The organism is Hymenobacter sediminicola (assembly GCF_014250515.1).
Taxonomy (GTDB): domain Bacteria; phylum Bacteroidota; class Bacteroidia; order Cytophagales; family Hymenobacteraceae; genus Hymenobacter; species Hymenobacter sediminicola.
Window position 1 is genome coordinate 958,426 of sequence record NZ_CP060202.1, and the last position, 14,376, is coordinate 972,801.

Annotated in this window: 15 protein-coding genes; 5 read left to right on the forward strand and 10 right to left on the reverse strand. The window is 56.9% G+C overall.

Going from position 1 to position 14,376, the window contains the following annotated elements:
- The first annotated feature begins 32 nt into the window (after positions 1 to 32).
- Together ruvB and queG are read left to right on the forward strand one after the other, a co-directional pair.
- Complete coding sequence (gene ruvB / locus H4317_RS04145) at positions 33 to 1,079, forward strand: Holliday junction branch migration DNA helicase RuvB (protein WP_185888891.1); 1,047 nt, start codon at positions 33 to 35, stop codon at positions 1,077 to 1,079.
- Between the two features lie 145 nt (positions 1,080 to 1,224).
- Complete coding sequence (gene queG, locus H4317_RS04150; protein WP_185888892.1) at positions 1,225 to 2,157, forward strand: tRNA epoxyqueuosine(34) reductase QueG; 933 nt, start codon at positions 1,225 to 1,227, stop codon at positions 2,155 to 2,157.
- An 81-nt stretch (positions 2,158 to 2,238) separates the two neighbouring features.
- Here the strand turns inward: queG and H4317_RS04155 are convergent, their stop codons facing one another.
- From H4317_RS04155 to H4317_RS04175, 5 genes are all read right to left on the reverse strand, one after another.
- The gene (locus H4317_RS04155) at positions 2,239 to 2,436 is read right to left on the reverse strand and encodes a hypothetical protein (protein ID WP_185888893.1); all 198 of its coding nucleotides are present in this window, start codon (positions 2,434 to 2,436) and stop codon (positions 2,239 to 2,241) included.
- Positions 2,437 to 2,686: 250 nt separating this feature from the next.
- Positions 2,687 to 3,556, reverse strand: a complete 870-nt coding sequence (locus H4317_RS04160) for a ferritin-like domain-containing protein (protein WP_185888894.1) — start codon at positions 3,554 to 3,556, stop codon at positions 2,687 to 2,689.
- Positions 3,557 to 3,569: 13 nt separating this feature from the next.
- Complete coding sequence (locus H4317_RS04165) at positions 3,570 to 4,271, reverse strand: ferritin-like domain-containing protein (RefSeq protein ID WP_185888895.1); 702 nt, start codon at positions 4,269 to 4,271, stop codon at positions 3,570 to 3,572.
- Between the two features lie 207 nt (positions 4,272 to 4,478).
- Positions 4,479 to 5,396: a ferritin-like domain-containing protein gene (locus H4317_RS04170; RefSeq protein WP_185888896.1), complete on the reverse strand. Its 918-nt coding sequence runs from the start codon at positions 5,394 to 5,396 to the stop codon at positions 4,479 to 4,481.
- A gap of 45 nt (positions 5,397 to 5,441) precedes the next feature.
- On the reverse strand, positions 5,442 to 6,191 hold the full coding sequence (locus tag H4317_RS04175) for a ferritin-like domain-containing protein (protein WP_185888897.1): 750 nt from the start codon (positions 6,189 to 6,191) through the stop codon (positions 5,442 to 5,444).
- 293 nt (positions 6,192 to 6,484) lie between these two features.
- Here H4317_RS04175 and H4317_RS04180 point away from each other — a divergent pair, with 293 nt between their 5' ends.
- The 3 genes from H4317_RS04180 (at position 6,485) to H4317_RS04190 (ending at position 9,958) form a co-directional block, all read left to right on the forward strand.
- Positions 6,485 to 7,990: a BatD family protein gene (locus H4317_RS04180; RefSeq protein ID WP_185888898.1), complete on the forward strand. Its 1,506-nt coding sequence runs from the start codon at positions 6,485 to 6,487 to the stop codon at positions 7,988 to 7,990.
- A gap of 126 nt (positions 7,991 to 8,116) precedes the next feature.
- A complete protein-coding gene (gene aroC / locus H4317_RS04185) occupies positions 8,117 to 9,196 on the forward strand; it encodes a chorismate synthase (RefSeq protein ID WP_185888899.1) in 1,080 nt (359 codons plus the stop codon).
- A 129-nt stretch (positions 9,197 to 9,325) separates the two neighbouring features.
- Positions 9,326 to 9,958, forward strand: coding sequence for a NifU family protein (locus H4317_RS04190; RefSeq protein ID WP_185888900.1), 633 nt, complete (start codon positions 9,326 to 9,328; stop codon positions 9,956 to 9,958).
- A 196-nt stretch (positions 9,959 to 10,154) separates the two neighbouring features.
- Here the strand turns inward: H4317_RS04190 and H4317_RS04195 are convergent, their stop codons facing one another.
- From H4317_RS04195 to H4317_RS04215, 5 genes are all read right to left on the reverse strand, one after another.
- Entirely contained in the window at positions 10,155 to 11,084 is a 930-nt protein-coding gene (locus tag H4317_RS04195; protein WP_185888901.1) for a DUF5777 family beta-barrel protein, read from the reverse strand.
- Positions 11,085 to 11,115: 31 nt separating this feature from the next.
- The gene (locus H4317_RS04200) at positions 11,116 to 11,715 is read right to left on the reverse strand and encodes a YceI family protein (RefSeq protein ID WP_260625817.1); all 600 of its coding nucleotides are present in this window, start codon (positions 11,713 to 11,715) and stop codon (positions 11,116 to 11,118) included.
- A 12-nt stretch (positions 11,716 to 11,727) separates the two neighbouring features.
- Positions 11,728 to 12,120 carry a hypothetical protein gene (locus H4317_RS04205; protein ID WP_185888902.1) on the reverse strand — a complete coding sequence of 131 codons (393 nt, stop codon included), beginning with the start codon at positions 12,118 to 12,120 and terminating at the stop codon, positions 11,728 to 11,730.
- A 117-nt stretch (positions 12,121 to 12,237) separates the two neighbouring features.
- Entirely contained in the window at positions 12,238 to 13,740 is a 1,503-nt protein-coding gene (locus H4317_RS04210) for a hypothetical protein (RefSeq protein WP_185888903.1), read from the reverse strand.
- Entirely contained in the window at positions 13,715 to 14,314 is a 600-nt protein-coding gene (locus tag H4317_RS04215) for an RNA polymerase sigma factor (protein WP_185888904.1), read from the reverse strand. The genes H4317_RS04210 and H4317_RS04215 overlap by 26 nt, the downstream gene beginning before the upstream one ends.
- Positions 14,315 to 14,376: the final 62 nt, after the last annotated feature.

The window sequence follows — 14,376 nt, forward strand, 5'->3', positions numbered from 1 at the left end:
CCTTGCTGCTACCAACTTTACCCCTCCGCACTATGCGCGAACCGTTTCTAACAGGCGGCAACGACCACATGGACGCCACCGAAAAAGACATTGATAAGGCACTACGCCCTCTTTCCTTCGATGATTTCGCAGGGCAGGATAAAGTAGTTGAGAACCTGAAAGTATTTGTGGCGGCAGCCAAGCAGCGAGGTGATGCCTTGGACCACGTGTTGCTGCATGGCCCTCCCGGCTTGGGCAAAACCACCCTTTCGCACATCATTGCCAACGAGCTGCAGTCGGGCATTAAGATGACCAGCGGCCCGGTGCTCGATAAGCCTTCGGACCTGGCCGGCCTGCTCACCAACCTGGAGACGCACGATGTGCTGTTCATTGATGAGATTCACCGCCTGAATCCGGTAGTAGAGGAGTATTTGTACTCGGCTATGGAGGATTACCGCATCGACATTATGCTCGATTCAGGTCCGAATGCCCGGTCGGTGCAGATTTCGTTGTCGCCGTTTACGCTGATTGGGGCTACTACTCGCTCCGGCATGCTCACGTCGCCGCTGCGGGCGCGTTTCGGCATTAGCTCCCGCCTCGAGTACTACGATTCCAAGCTGCTAACCAGCATCGTGCAGCGCTCTTCCGAAATCCTGGGCACCCCGATTTACGAAGATGCCGCCTACGAAATAGCGCGCCGCTCGCGCGGTACGCCGCGTATTGCCAACAACCTGTTGCGCCGTACCCGCGACTTTGCCCAGATCAAAGGGGATGGCAGCATTACGATGGATATTGCTCAGTTTGCCCTCAATGCCCTCGACGTGGATGCCCGTGGCCTCGACGACATGGACAAGCGTATCCTGACTACCATTATCGATAAGTTCAAAGGTGGTCCGGTGGGTATCAGCACTATTGCCACGGCTTGCGGCGAAGAGGGCGAAACCATTGAGGAAGTGTACGAGCCGTTCCTGATTCAGGAAGGCTACATCAAGCGTACCAGCCGCGGCCGCGAAGCTACGGAAGCAGCTTACCTGCACTTAGGCCGGGCTATGCCGCAGCACCTGCGCGGTAACTCAGCTACTGGGGAGCTGTTTAGCTAAAGCACTACACTTTTCATCCTAAGCAGAACGAAGGACCTTATTGCGTTACTGTAAGTTGTCGTCAAGATGGCTGACGGTATCGTGGTAAGGTCCTTCGCTCTGCTTAGGATGACGTATTTTTGTGGTTCATATTCGTTGCTTCCTAATGCTCCCAACCGCTCACTATACTGCCTTTATCAAGCGCCGCGCGGCAGAACTGGGCTTTATGTATTGCGGCATTTCGGAGGCGGGCTTTCTGGAAGAAGAAGCGCCGCGGCTTGAAAACTGGCTGAACCGCAACATGCACGGCCAGATGAGCTACATGGCTAACCATTTCGACAAGCGCCTTGATCCGCGCCTGCTCGTGGACGGAGCAAAATCAGTCATCTCGCTACTTCTGAACTACTACCCGCCTCAGGAAACCCAGCAACCCGACGACACGCTTAAAATTAGCAAGTACGCGTACGGCCGCGACTACCACTTCGTCATCAAAGACAAGTTGAAAACGCTGCTGGCTGACATGCAGGCGGAGATTGGGGAAATAGGGGGGCGGTGTTTCGTGGATTCGGCGCCGGTGCTGGACAAGGCTTGGGCCCGCAAAAGCGGCGCGGGTTGGGTAGGCAAAAATTCCAACCTGATTACGCCCGGCGTGGGCTCATTCTACTTCATTGCCGAACTGATTGTGGATGTGCCCCTCGACTACGACGGTCTTATCAAGGACTATTGCGGCACCTGTACCAAATGCGTGGACGCCTGCCCCACGCAGGCCATTACCGAGCCCTACGTAGTGGATGGCAGCAAGTGTATCAGCTACTTCACTATCGAGCTGAAAGACCAGATTCCGCGGGAGGTAGAAGGCAAATTCGGCAATTGGGTATTTGGCTGCGACATCTGCCAGGATGTGTGCCCCTGGAACCGCTTCTCCAAGCCCCACCAAGAGCCTCAATTCAATCCGCACCCTGGCCTAAAGGATATGACTGCGTCTGACTGGCAGGAGATTACGCACGAACTGTTTTCGGAGCTGTTCCGGCAGTCGGCAGTAAAGCGCACTGGCTATGCGGGGCTCATGCGCAACATTCGCTTCGTAACAGAGGAGTAGCCTAAGTCGATAAAAAAGTCCGCCGGGGCCGCAGTGTATGCTGCGGCCCCGGCGGACTTTTTTATTAGTCACTTGGGTGCGCTATACCGCTGCTGCCGATTGGGTGAAAACCCGGTTCAGAACGCGGCGGTACAGGGTAGAAAATTTCTCGTAGCACCATTCCTTAAGCTGCAGCAACTCGGCGGGCAGCAGCATCCGCAAGGCCTTGCGTAACTCCTTCTCGAAGAGGATTTTGTCGAAGCTTACTTTAAGTAGGATGGTCTTTGCGTATTCCAGCATTGTTGAAAAGCCTGTTTTCGGGTGGGTTAGGGCGGAAAATGGGTGCAAAGGGAGTATACGGAACAGAGTAAAATAGTCTATTCCGTAGCAGAACAGTCGGTGAATTTTACTGAAAGTTACAAAAAATAATTAGTTGCGTTATAAATATGTGGAGCGCTGAAAAGGTTCACGGCTGATAGAATTGTGTTAAAAACAAAAAAGAGGAACGGGGACTCCGTTCCTCTCTTTTACGAGCAGTATGCCTGATCATCTAATAGGTGAAAAGGGCTAGAAGTGCAGTAGCCTGAGCCGAAGTCAGAGGCTCGTCAAACGCCTCGGGTACGCCCTGCGTCAGGACAGTGGAGCCAGGGAATCCGATGGGAAGTAGCTGGAACGGTACCGGACGGAAATCGGGCAGGTACTGTTGTAGGGCGTCTTCGCCGGCATAAGCAATGTCGGTTTTGCCCACTACCGTAATGCTAGTATCGGTAGGGCTGGGCCAAGGCTTCACGGTAGCACCACGCTGCTTACGCATCATTCGGATGCGGGCGGCGTGGCGGGCTTCGGTAGCATGGAGTTGCAGAGCAGTCTGCAGGATAAAATCATTCGTGCTCAGAAATTCCACCTGGCCTTTGTAAGCACGTACGCCGGCATCTTCCAGCAGCTGTGCCAAGCGCAGAAACTGGTCGAAATCGGTGAATACATCGGCAAATAGGGCTGGCTGGGTGCCGTTTTTAGTGCCCGTGAAATCGTAGTTGGCGGGAGCTGAAGCAGTACTGCCTGAGGCGGCAATAGCATCTGTCAGTAGCACGATATGCTGCTGCTGATGGCGCTGCATTGCCAAAATAGAGGCTCGGAAAGTAGGGTCGGCAGGGAAGAAAGCACCCGTAACCGCCAATGCACGGGTATAAAGTGCTTCCTGCAGCCGCTCCAATTGCAGAGCTAGGTCCAGAGAATCGAGGATGGTGAGCGTTGTGCGGGCCTGAGCTGGCAGAGTAGCCAGCCCGAAAGGCAGTGCTGCAGCCAGCGCTTTAGCGCTGAAGCGGCCCAGGCTTTCCAAGGCAGCCCGCCGCGGAGCCGACTGCTCCAGCTGTTCCGGGTTTGTTTCGGCCAGGTTGGCCAGAAGTTTCAGAATATTCATGGCAGGCAAAGCCTTAGGTAGTTGGCAGGTATGCCGTGGATATTTCTATTGGCACGAAAGGCTGAATAAGCGCCACAACCTCTAGTGGCGTTTTGGCGGCATCAAGACCGGTAGTGCCGATAGTGGCGGCCCAGGAACCAGCCTGCAGCACCTCGTGAGCCAATGCCGCATGGCGGGCTTCTACAGAGGCCAGTTTCGCCAGCATCTTCAGGTAGCCAGTGGTGGTAATGTGCTTGGCAACGCCATTATAGGCTGCCACACCAATGTCTTCCAGCCGTTGAGCAGCCGTCCAGACGCCCTGGCGCGTGGTGAGCGTGAGTGAGGAAAAATCGAACGCAAACTGCGTTACGAAGCTGGCATCATACGCATTAGAGCCCAGAGCAACCTTCAGATACTCGCGGTGAATAAGCTCATGGTCGCGCAGATCCGTCAGATAAGCCAACTCACCGGGCAGCAAATCGGCGGGCGGCGTGGTCACTACCTTATCATAGAAGGCGGCTTCCAGTTGCTCCAGCAGGTAGGCATAGTTCAGAACAGTGAAATTTACACTATCTGCCTTGCCAATAACCAATTGCTGGTTGATAGGGGTAGGGTTATTATCTTCTTCTTTGGCGCAGCCAGCCAGCATCAGGGCCGAAGCAGCCGCGCCGGCCCCGGCTACGCGAAAGAAAGAACGGCGGTGGATAGTACGCGCCAGAAAAGAGTTGTCGTGCATAAGAAAGAGGTCGGTGGGGCAGACCAGAAAACGCCCGGCACCGAGTCAACAAAGATAGCCTGTTAAGATGGGATGCTCTAACCTGAAATAAGGTTGCACAGAAAAGCCAGTCTGGCCTACCGTACTGCTCGCAAGCCGGGCCACCTGAAAAATAAAAATGGGCGGCTCACACGAGCCGCCCATTTCAGTGTTGCTTAGGCGTAAAACCTAGAAGCTGTTGCCAACCACAAAGTTGAGGGCAATGTTAGTTACAGTAGTTGCATCCAATGGCTCATCGAAGGCTTCTGAGAAGGCCGAAGCCGGGAAGTTCAGGCTGGCCAGCGCCGTTTGCAGCTGAATACCGCCCTGCGTCACGTTGTCTTCAGCGGGGAAGTTACTGGCGGGGTTGCCAGCGCCATAGATGGCAGCCGTAGCAGCGCCACCAGCGCCACCACCTTCAGTACCAGTAATCCAGCTTTTAGGCGAAGCACCGGTGCCGGCACCGGCCACCGTAGGACCACCGCGGCGCATGAGGCGCAGGTGAGAAGCATGGCGTGCCTCAACCGAGTGAATGTTGAGAGCCGCCTCCAGAATAGCGTCATTGGCTTTCAGGCCAGCAGCACCACCTTTATAAGCACGTACCCCAGTGTCTTCAAACGACTGTGCTACTGCCAGGAAAGTCTGGTAATTCGAGAATACATCGGCGAATAGTGGGGCACGAGTGCCGCCCTTGGAGCCGGTGAAGTCGAAGAAAGAATCTGTGAGAGGCGCAATGGCCTGTGAGCCCAGCAAGCCGCGCAGTGCTGCTACGTGCTTGTTTTCGTCGTCGCGGATGTTCGTCAGCGCCGTCAGGCCGGCACCTGCCGGAATCAGACCTGCAGTGGCTACACCTTTGGTATAAAACAGTGCTTCCAGATACTCTAGCTTCAGAGCGAAGTTGAGGATGGCAGCAATATCAGATGGCAGAGCCGTGCCCTGGCCGTAGGCCTTGCTGAATACCGAAGCAAAGAAAGCGGGCACAGCAGCAGCAGCTACTTTGGTGCCAACACCTGTGAGGTGCTTAAACACCCGGCGCCGCGAATCAAGACGGTCGTAAACCTCGGGGTCTACTTTCTCGATATCAGAAATGAGCTTGAAAATATCCATGAGAAGCGAAAATTAGAAGTTGGGAAGAGCGACGGCAGCAGCCGATTACTTAATGTTCGAAACGTTGAGTTTCGAGCCGTCCTTGAGGAACGTGTTGGCCGTTTGCACTACCACCGAAGGCTCCTTGGATTTCTCCAGCGCAGTGGCACTGTCAATGATGTCGGTGCCAACGAACGTGCCGTTCGAAATAAGGTCGCGGATGAGGGCGGCGTGCCGTGCTTCTACGGATACAATCTTGCCGGCCAGCGTCAGGTATGCAGAGTCGGTGATGTATTTGCCAGCGCCGTTGTAGGCTGCTACTCCCAAGTCTTCGAATGCTTTGGCAGCATCCAGTACGCCCAATTTGGCAGCACCAGCGGCAGCCGTACGCACCCCGAAGTCAATGCCGTCGAAGTTCACTTCCAACCCTTTGATGGCATTGCCAGCCAGCAATGCTTTGAAGGCTTCGCGGTGAATCACCTCATGGTAATACAGATCATCAAGAGCCGACTTTTCGGCGCTGCCGGCACCAAGGCCGGTATAGTAGGCACCTGTGCGGAGCGTAGTATAGAAAGCGGCTTCCAGCTGTTCCAGTGCATAGGCGTAGTTCAGCACACCCGTATCACCGGAGCCCACATCCACCGTTCCGGGTGACATATTGTTGTCATCGTCGTCATCATCGCAGCCCGAGAGCAGCAAAGCCGTAGCGCCTGCGGTGGCGCCAGCATACATAAAGAACGAGCGACGCTTGATAGGGACCAGAAGCGGCTTAGCAAACTCTGCTTCGTCACCACCGTTTTGAAGGTTGTTTGACATGGGAAGGAAGAATTAAGGTAAAGGAGAAAGTGTAGGCAATACGAAGCCGTCACGACTCAAAAAGTCGTTTTTCAAAAGAACCGGCAATTGTTTGGGGGTATTTGAAAGGCACTTACGGCGCCCATCCGAACTGGGATTTCAGAAAGCCATAATTATGTTATACCAAGCTCGGTTGTCTGTACCGGCTCAGGTACTGATTATAGGTAAGCTCCAACTTCCGGCACCGACCAAAACCCGGTTGCTTCGGTGCGGGAGGCTTTTTGTGTAGCTTTGGCTAAGCTCTCTTGTGCGGTATGCGTCGGTTTCTGTTCTGGATTCTTTTTTTTGTGTTTTGCGGCTTCATGCCGCAAAACGGCTATGCGCAGCCAGTAGCAAAGGCTCCTATTGCCACAGAAGATGCCCAGATAGAACTAGAACTTGGCGCGCCGGTATTCCCTGTAACAGAGTATTTCACCATCAGCTTCCGGCTCCGCGGTGGGCGTCTGGAGCGATACTCGGCCTTCCCAGACCTGGAGGGCTTCAAGAAAAGCGGCAAATCGAGCACCACTACCACTCGTATTGTAGAGGGCCGCACCACTACCGAGCTTATTATCACGCAGCGCTACGCGGCCTACGCCGAAGGTGACTATGTGGTAAAGCCCTTTACGATGACCGTGAACGGGCAGGTGGTGCGCTCGGCCGGAGCTACGCTTAAAGTGGGTCCGGCACCTACGGCTGCAACGCCCGGTACGCCGCCCGCAGGTGGCGGGCTACAGGGGATGGGGCTGCTCGATCAGCTGTTTGGTAAGCCCAAGCCGCAGGAATACGTGGAGCCTAAAGACAATGCCTTCCTGGCTCTGGTGCCTGACAAGACCAGTGTGTTTGTGGGAGAAGGCGTACACATAGGGCTGTATTTCTACCTGACGCCGACTGACCAGGGCCTGCTGGACTTCTACAACTTTGCCGGACAACTACCGGGCATTCTGCGGCAGTTGCGGCAACGCACGGCCTGGGAAGAACCCTTTGATGAGCAGGAGATTCTGCCGGAAACGGTAACGATGGGCGGACGGCAGTTTATCCGGTTCCGGCTCTACGAAGCCGAGTACTACCCTCTAAATGCAGAGCCGCTAATTTTTCCGGCGGTAGCGCTGCAGATGGTGAAGTACCGGGTGGCCAAAAAACCCGCCGAAGGCCTCGACAACCGGCTGGAAGGTTACAAAACCTACCGTACCGCTGCCCGCTCTATCCTGGTAAAAACGTTGCCCCCGCACCCATTGCGCGACCAGGTGCCAGTGGGCAGCTACCAGTTGCGGGAGGCCATCGACCGGACTGCATTTCGGACCGGACAGGCTTTCACGTACATTTTTGGGGTGGAAGGGGAGGGTAACTTGGCAGCCCTGAACGCGCCAGTTCTGCAGCCGCAGGCGGGCCTGGAAGTATATGGTCCCGATGTGCAACAGGAGCTGACCCGCCAGGGTGGGCGCGTGGGCGGGCGCAAAGTGTTTCAGTACCGATTTGTAGCGCGGCGCCCCGGCGCGCTGCCTCTCGACAGCCTGCTGGCTCTGGTGTACTTCGACCCGGCTACCGGCCGCTATGATACCCTGCAGCCAGAGCTACGGCCGGCTGTACGAGGCCCTGTGCGGAGTGCTGCCACGTTTCGGGCCCGCACCGACGACCCGTTTTATCAGAACGTGCTGTTTGATGCCAATAGCACGATGCAGCCGCTCGAAGCCTACCGCGACGTGAGCCGCTACGCCAACTACATTCTGCTGGCGCTGCTGGCCGGTGCTGCCTGGGGCTGGTGGCGGGCCCGCAGCTAAGCACGTCCGAAGTAGGTGCAAGCTCCGCGGCCTCTGTGTGCCGGTCGGCCATGGTACCTCGCATGCGCACACAGAAGAGCTACCTTTGCGGCCTGTCGCGTTTTACCCAGGCACCTACTTTCCTATATGAATACTTTTGGTACCCTATTTCGGATTACTACGTTTGGCGAATCGCACGGGCCCGGTATTGGCGTGGTAGTAGATGGCTGTCCAGCTGGTCTGGCGGTTTCTGAGTCCGATATTCAGGCGGCATTGGACCGCCGACGTCCCGGGCAAAGCGACCTGACCACGCCCCGCAAAGAAGCAGACCAGGTAGAAATACAGTCGGGTATTTTCCAGGGCCAGACTACGGGCACGCCCATCAGCCTGTACATCCGCAACCAGGACCAGGCCAGCCACGACTACTCGCACATCGAGCACGCCTACCGCCCCTCGCACGCCGACTATACCTATGACCAGAAGTATGGCCGGCGCGACTACCGGGGCGGCGGCCGCAGCTCGGCCCGCGAAACAGCTGCCCGCGTGGCCGCCGGCGCCATTGCCCAGCAGCTACTCACGCAGCACGGTATCCGGGTGCAAAGCTACGTGTCGCAGGTAGGGGCCGTGGCCGTGCCTGTGGGCTATGAGCAGCTCAATCTGAACCTCATCGACTCGAACCCGGTGCGGTGCCCACACCTTGAAACGGCGGAGCGCATGGCGGACCTCATTCGCCAAACCCGTGACCGGCACGACACCGTGGGCGGCCTCGTAACAGGCGTTGTGACGGGAGTGCCGGCTGGCCTCGGCGAGCCGGTGTTTGATAAGCTGCACGCAGAGCTGGGCCGCGCTATGCTGGGCATCAATGCTGTGAAAGGGTTCGAATACGGCTCTGGTTTCGCGGGCACGCTGCTTTTTGGTTCTGAGCACAACGACCAGTTTTATACCGATGAAAATGGCCAAGTGCGCACTCGAACCAACCATAGCGGCGGCATCCAGGGCGGTATTTCCAACGGACAGGATATTTATTTCCGCGTGGCGTTCAAGCCGGTGGCCACCATTCTGCAGCCCCAGGCCACCATCAACGACCAAGGCGAGGAAATAACGCTGGCCGGCCGGGGCCGCCACGACCCCTGCGTGCTGCCCCGTGCCGTGCCTATTGTAGATGCCATGGCCCACCTGGTGCTGGCCGATATGCTGCTGCGTGCCCGCGCCAATAAGGTAGGGTAGCAAGTGGCTGCTACCATAGTACAGGCATACTTCGCTACCTTTGCAACTATTACCGCCGTGCGCGGTTTTATGTGTCAGGCCGACTGAAAGCGGCCGACTTTCTCCCGCTTGTCTCCAAGTCTTTCAAACATGGCTGAACAACTCACTGCCCCTGCTGGCCCGGTTTCTATCTACGCCGAAGCCTCGCCCAACCCCGAATCCATGAAGTTCGTGCTCAACTCGCAGCTGCTGGCTGATGGAGTAAGCGTGGACTATCCTAACCTAGAAGCCGCTGCTAACTCGCCGCTGGCCCAGGAGCTTTTCAACTTCGATTATGTGGGCCGCGTGTTTATTGCCCAGAACTTCGTCACCATCACCAAAACCACCGAACATCAGTGGGCTCAGCTCATTCCAGAGTTGCGCACCTTCCTGAAATCGTACGTGGAGGCGGCTGGTCCTATCTTCACCGTCGACCCTGCAGCGGAGCAGCGCGCCGCTCAGCAGGCGGCCGCCACCGGCGACGCTTCGGAAGCTGATCAGCAGACCAGCCAGAAAATTATCGACCTGCTTGATAACTACGTGCGTCCCGCCGTGGAGCAGGATGGTGGCAACATTACCTTCAAAAGCTACCAAGATGGCATCGTGACCGTGAACCTGCAGGGTTCGTGCTCCGGCTGCCCTTCGGCTACCGTTACCCTGAAGTCGGGCATCGAAAACCTGCTCAAGCGCATGGTGCCAGAAGTAAAAGAAGTGGTAGCAGAAGGCGTTACGGCATCGTTCTAAGCCTGCTTCTTACTCGCACAAAAAAGCCCTGGCCACACAGCCAGGGCTTTTTTGTGCGCAATAGATTCGGCTAGCTACCTGCTGGCCCCAACCCGGTCAGAGGTCAGAATCTCTGACCGGGCTCCTCGCTGGGCATAATAGGCCCGGTGGGCAGCTTGGTCCTCCTCTCTGAACCAAGCCGGGGAGCAGTGCCCCGCTACAGACGGGGCTTGAGCGTGAAATTGCGCGCCACGTTGAAGCCGAAATAGATGTCGCCATCGAAGAAATTACCGTAGGTCTGCGTCATGAAGTGCTTTTCAATCATACCCTGCGAATTGGTAACGTGCAGCTGAAACACGTGGCCGCCAGTTTCAATATCGAAGCCGGCGGCAATGGCATTGCGGGTGCCGGGGTCTTCGGAAGTAGGCAAGCGGTAGTAGTACTCCAGCATCAGGGCGGTGCGTTTGCTGAGTTTCTGGCGGCCGGCTACGCCCAGCGCAACTACGTCGTTGTGCATCTGGCGCGTGTCCACAAGGTTGCGGTGCACCACTGTAGGGCTGAGCTGGACGGAGAGGTTGGGACTAAACTTGCGCGCTATCATGGCCTGATAGGTGTATGTGAGGCGGCGTGGCAGCGTATAATCAACCCCATCGGTATAGCGCAATGTGTTAATGGCCGAGCTGGCAAATAGCGTTATGCTGACGGGCATAGGGCGTGCGCCGGACGTTTGGCGCAGGGCCCGGTATTTCAGGAATCCGTCGTAGGTTTTTTCCAGTGAGCTGCGCCCAACTCCTACAGTCAGCCGGTCGTTCAGCCCATACTCCAGCCCCAGCCTGATGGTCGCTTGGTCGAGGCCGAAGAAATTATAGGCGCCGCTGTTGAGTGTGCCGAAGCGGTGCGAAATCAGGAAGATGAGCGTGCCTGCGCCCGGCGTCTCCACGGAGTGGCCATTGATGATGCGCGTGCCTTTAAAAGTAGCCTGCACCGTCTCGCGGCGTAGCGTATCGGTGGTCTGGCGCTCCAAGTCGCTGAGCAAATCGGGAGCTGCCGGAGGGGGCACATCTTGGGCCGCGGCAGTTGCCACGCACAGCAAGCCCACTATGCTCATCACCGCAGCGCGGAACCCGTAGGAATAGAAATGCAGCATGTGAAGGGAGGAATAAGAGGAGATGCAGAAACTAAGGGCGAGCGGCAGCCGGCAGGCCTGCGGTCTCGCAACTCATGGCCACGCGCACACTTACTATTTTGGCAATATGGTCGCGCACCAGTGCCGGAATCTCAATCTTATAGTCGGCGGGCGCTACCGGAAACGTAGCATGTACCACCAAGCGGCCGTTCTGCAGCTCCAGCGTACCTGGCACCTGCACGTGCCGGGTCACGCCATGAATCGTCAGGTCGCCTTCAGCCGTTACCTTCTGCGGGCCGCCGTTGCGTAAAGCCTCAGCATCAACAGCCGTCAGCTTGCCCGTGAAGGTGGCTTTGGGGTAGCGGTCCGATTCCAGGTAGTTTTCATTGAAATGCTCCTGCATTAGTGTCCGCTTAAACTGAAACGACTTCACGGGAATGGTAAAGGCTAGTTGCCGGGTCTGCAGGTCCAGAATGGCGGCGGTCTGCTGCGAGCGGGCCTCTATATCTTCTACCGGGCTGGAAGAAAAAAACGTTACCACGCCTTCGCGGGTCATGTAGCGGCTTTGGGCACGTGCCCCGGCGGCAAGCAGCAGCAGGCTTAATAACAGCAGCCAAGCACTGGCACGCATACGGTGAACGAGGAGCGTCATAAGGTGCGCCGGTTAGTTATTGAGGGCCCCGGCATCTACCCAGCGCCGGATGTGGTCAATCTCACAATCAGAAAGCTTGGGCTCACCTTGCGGCATGGGCTGGAAACCGGCCGCATGGCTCACCGCTCCCACCAGACGGCCGCTAAAGGCCACAGCCTGCGTCTGCGCATGGTTTTGCAGGCTGATGTTGCCACTACGGAAACCATCGTTATGGCAGCTGCTGCACCGCTGCTGCAACAGCGGTGCAACGGTGGCAGCATAGGTATTGGCCGTAGAGTCGCAGGTGGGAGCGGGCGGGGTGTTGCCCAGCAAATCTTCGTTGTTGTCGTAGGCGCAGGCCGTGAGCAACAGCGAAAAAGCCAGCGTAACCAGCCCCGGAAGAGCTGTGCGTGGTAGCAGCGTCATAAGCGTAAACCCTAAATGAAGAGAAGTGAGGCAGTGCCCAACAGGCTACTAGCTGATCAGATGTGCCAGAAACTAAGGCTGAGTATGAAGCAGAAAAAGAATGGAGTAACTGGCTTCTCAGGGCACAAGCTGGGCCGTCTGAGGCCGGAGAAGACCGTATTTTAAGCCAAAAGAAACCCCGGCACTACGCAGATAAATCTTGCCAAATCCTACGCCTCCGAGGGGTAGTTTCAGAAACGGCTCGGCCTGCGCGGCCCAGCGCGCACCTAGGTTTCGCTCGTAGCCAACCGACAGATTAAGTATACTGAATGGATGCTTACCACCCCCGGCATAGCTCCAGGTGCGCTCCGTATACTGTCCGTTCAGGTCGTATTTGTAGGTGTACTGCTCGTTGCGCATAACCAGCGAGGTAAGGCCGGCACTGGCAAATACTGAGTAGGTGGGCCGCTGCAGCAGTTCATAGCGCAGGTCAACCGGTATTTCCAGGATGCGGCAGTCCGCCTCAATTTCGTCTACCGGTGTGCGCCATGTCCAGTAGGAGGAGGGCGGCTTGTAATCGGTGCCTCGGGCTGAATAGAGCTTCACACTACGAAGCAACCCACTACGAACGCGCCACCGTGGTGCAAACCGGTACTCTATCATCACGCCCACCGTAGTGCCGGGCCGCGTCAGGTCTGTTGGGTGCACTGCTGTCAGTTCGGGCGCGCCCACCACTCCCAGCAGCACCCGATACGCTGGTCGTTCAGGCGCTTGTTTCTTTGCTCCCGAATCATTGGTAGTGTCAGCAGTTGGTACAAGTGTAGAGTCATTTGGGGTGCTCAGCCCAGGTAAGGAAGCCACAGGTTTCGCAGCAGTTTCCTCTGGCTTCGTTGGCGTCTCAGAAGTAGCACCAGCTGCGAAGTTTACCGCATCAGCTGCTTCCTTGGTGGTAGCCTGAGCTTCCGACGCAGTATGGCTTACTAGTGACCTTGCTGACTGCTGGACAGCGTTTCCGCCAGCAGATTCTGGGTCTGATATAAAGGCCTTGCTGGCAACTCCATTTACCACACGCTCAGGGAGTGGGAGAAACAGGGACTTTTTGTTCCTGCGTTGCTGGGCTTCCGATTTGCTTAGCGCAATAGTGCTGCCTCCGAGTACAGAGTTTGCCTCATGCTTGGCAAACAATCGGGAGGAAGAAACAACGGGCGGACGTTCCAACTCTGGCAGTTCCGTAGTCACTGGCTGCGGCTTTGCGGACATGGGCGCTACCCTTGCGGTTCCTGCCTGATTCTGTCGGGACAGGGTGGCCTGTGTTGCAGGCGAAACGGCCTTTTCAGGCGTAGGGGAAGTCTTTTTAGTTGCCGAGCGAGCCGTACCACTGTTCAGCTGATTCGGGGTAGCAGGTGGCACCGGCCGAGCTTGCCACCACCACAGTGCCAAGGCCACCAGCAACAGTTCCAGCATAAAAAGCCGCCGTACTTGCTGCTTCACGCGCTGCTGAACCTGCTGCTGCATGGTAGCTTCGTTGAGCTGGTCTTCCATGAGCAGCCAGGCCCCTAGCGGTACCTCGTCGGGGTACGCTTCGGCGCTGCGCCGGACTAATTCGTCCAGCTCTTCATCCGACATAGGTGGCGTACGCATGGTGGTTGCTTTTTTTGAGCAAGGCCCGCAGGTGGGCACGGGCCTTGGAAAGATTGGATTTGGAGGCTCCTACCGAAATGCCGAGCTGCTCGGCTATTTCCTCATGGCTATAGCCATCAATGACAAACATGTTGAACACAGCTCGATACGCCGGAGTCAACTGTCCTATCACCTGCAGTAGCTCCTCAAAGGAAAGCGTGTCCAGCGGCGACTGGCCGCCATCAGCGTGAAACGGTGCTACTGCGTCCAGGTCTGTTTGGAAGACGTGGCGGCTGCTGGCCCGAAACTGGTCGATGGCCGTGCGTACCATGATGCGGCGTATCCAGCCCCGCAACGAACCGGCCAGATCAGAGTAGCGGCTGGTATCAAAGCGCGGAAGCTCCTGAAACACCTTCATAAAGCCGTCGTTTACGGTTTCCAGCGCTACATCCCGGTCGTGGAGGTAGCGTAGGCACACGCTCAGAGCGTAGCTGTAGTACTGCAGATACAGATGCCGCTGGCAGCCACGCTCCTGCCGCTGGCAGCCCGCCAGCAGGTTCAGAAGCAGCGCAGAATCCAGGTCGGGGCGAGCCACGGCAGTGAGAGGAAGTACATAGGCCCACTCGGCGGTACCTCAAAAAAGGTTGCCTGGACTTC

What these genes read in the sequence shown, in the direction of transcription:
- ruvB (WP_185888891.1), top strand. Translation starts at nt 33, where the DNA reads ATGCGCGAACCGTTTCTAACAGGCGGCAACGACCACATGGACGCCACC.
- queG (WP_185888892.1), top strand. Translation starts at nt 1,225, where the DNA reads ATGCTCCCAACCGCTCACTATACTGCCTTTATCAAGCGCCGCGCGGCA.
- H4317_RS04155 (WP_185888893.1), bottom strand. Translation starts at nt 2,436, where the DNA reads ATGCTGGAATACGCAAAGACCATCCTACTTAAAGTAAGCTTCGACAAA.
- H4317_RS04160 (WP_185888894.1), bottom strand. Translation starts at nt 3,556, where the DNA reads ATGAATATTCTGAAACTTCTGGCCAACCTGGCCGAAACAAACCCGGAA.
- H4317_RS04165 (WP_185888895.1), bottom strand. Translation starts at nt 4,271, where the DNA reads ATGCACGACAACTCTTTTCTGGCGCGTACTATCCACCGCCGTTCTTTC.
- H4317_RS04170 (WP_185888896.1), bottom strand. Translation starts at nt 5,396, where the DNA reads ATGGATATTTTCAAGCTCATTTCTGATATCGAGAAAGTAGACCCCGAG.
- H4317_RS04175 (WP_185888897.1), bottom strand. Translation starts at nt 6,191, where the DNA reads ATGTCAAACAACCTTCAAAACGGTGGTGACGAAGCAGAGTTTGCTAAG.
- H4317_RS04180 (WP_185888898.1), top strand. Translation starts at nt 6,485, where the DNA reads ATGCGTCGGTTTCTGTTCTGGATTCTTTTTTTTGTGTTTTGCGGCTTC.
- aroC (WP_185888899.1), top strand. Translation starts at nt 8,117, where the DNA reads ATGAATACTTTTGGTACCCTATTTCGGATTACTACGTTTGGCGAATCG.
- H4317_RS04190 (WP_185888900.1), top strand. Translation starts at nt 9,326, where the DNA reads ATGGCTGAACAACTCACTGCCCCTGCTGGCCCGGTTTCTATCTACGCC.
- H4317_RS04195 (WP_185888901.1), bottom strand. Translation starts at nt 11,084, where the DNA reads ATGCTGCATTTCTATTCCTACGGGTTCCGCGCTGCGGTGATGAGCATA.
- H4317_RS04200 (WP_260625817.1), bottom strand. Translation starts at nt 11,715, where the DNA reads ATGACGCTCCTCGTTCACCGTATGCGTGCCAGTGCTTGGCTGCTGTTA.
- H4317_RS04205 (WP_185888902.1), bottom strand. Translation starts at nt 12,120, where the DNA reads ATGACGCTGCTACCACGCACAGCTCTTCCGGGGCTGGTTACGCTGGCT.
- H4317_RS04210 (WP_185888903.1), bottom strand. Translation starts at nt 13,740, where the DNA reads ATGCGTACGCCACCTATGTCGGATGAAGAGCTGGACGAATTAGTCCGG.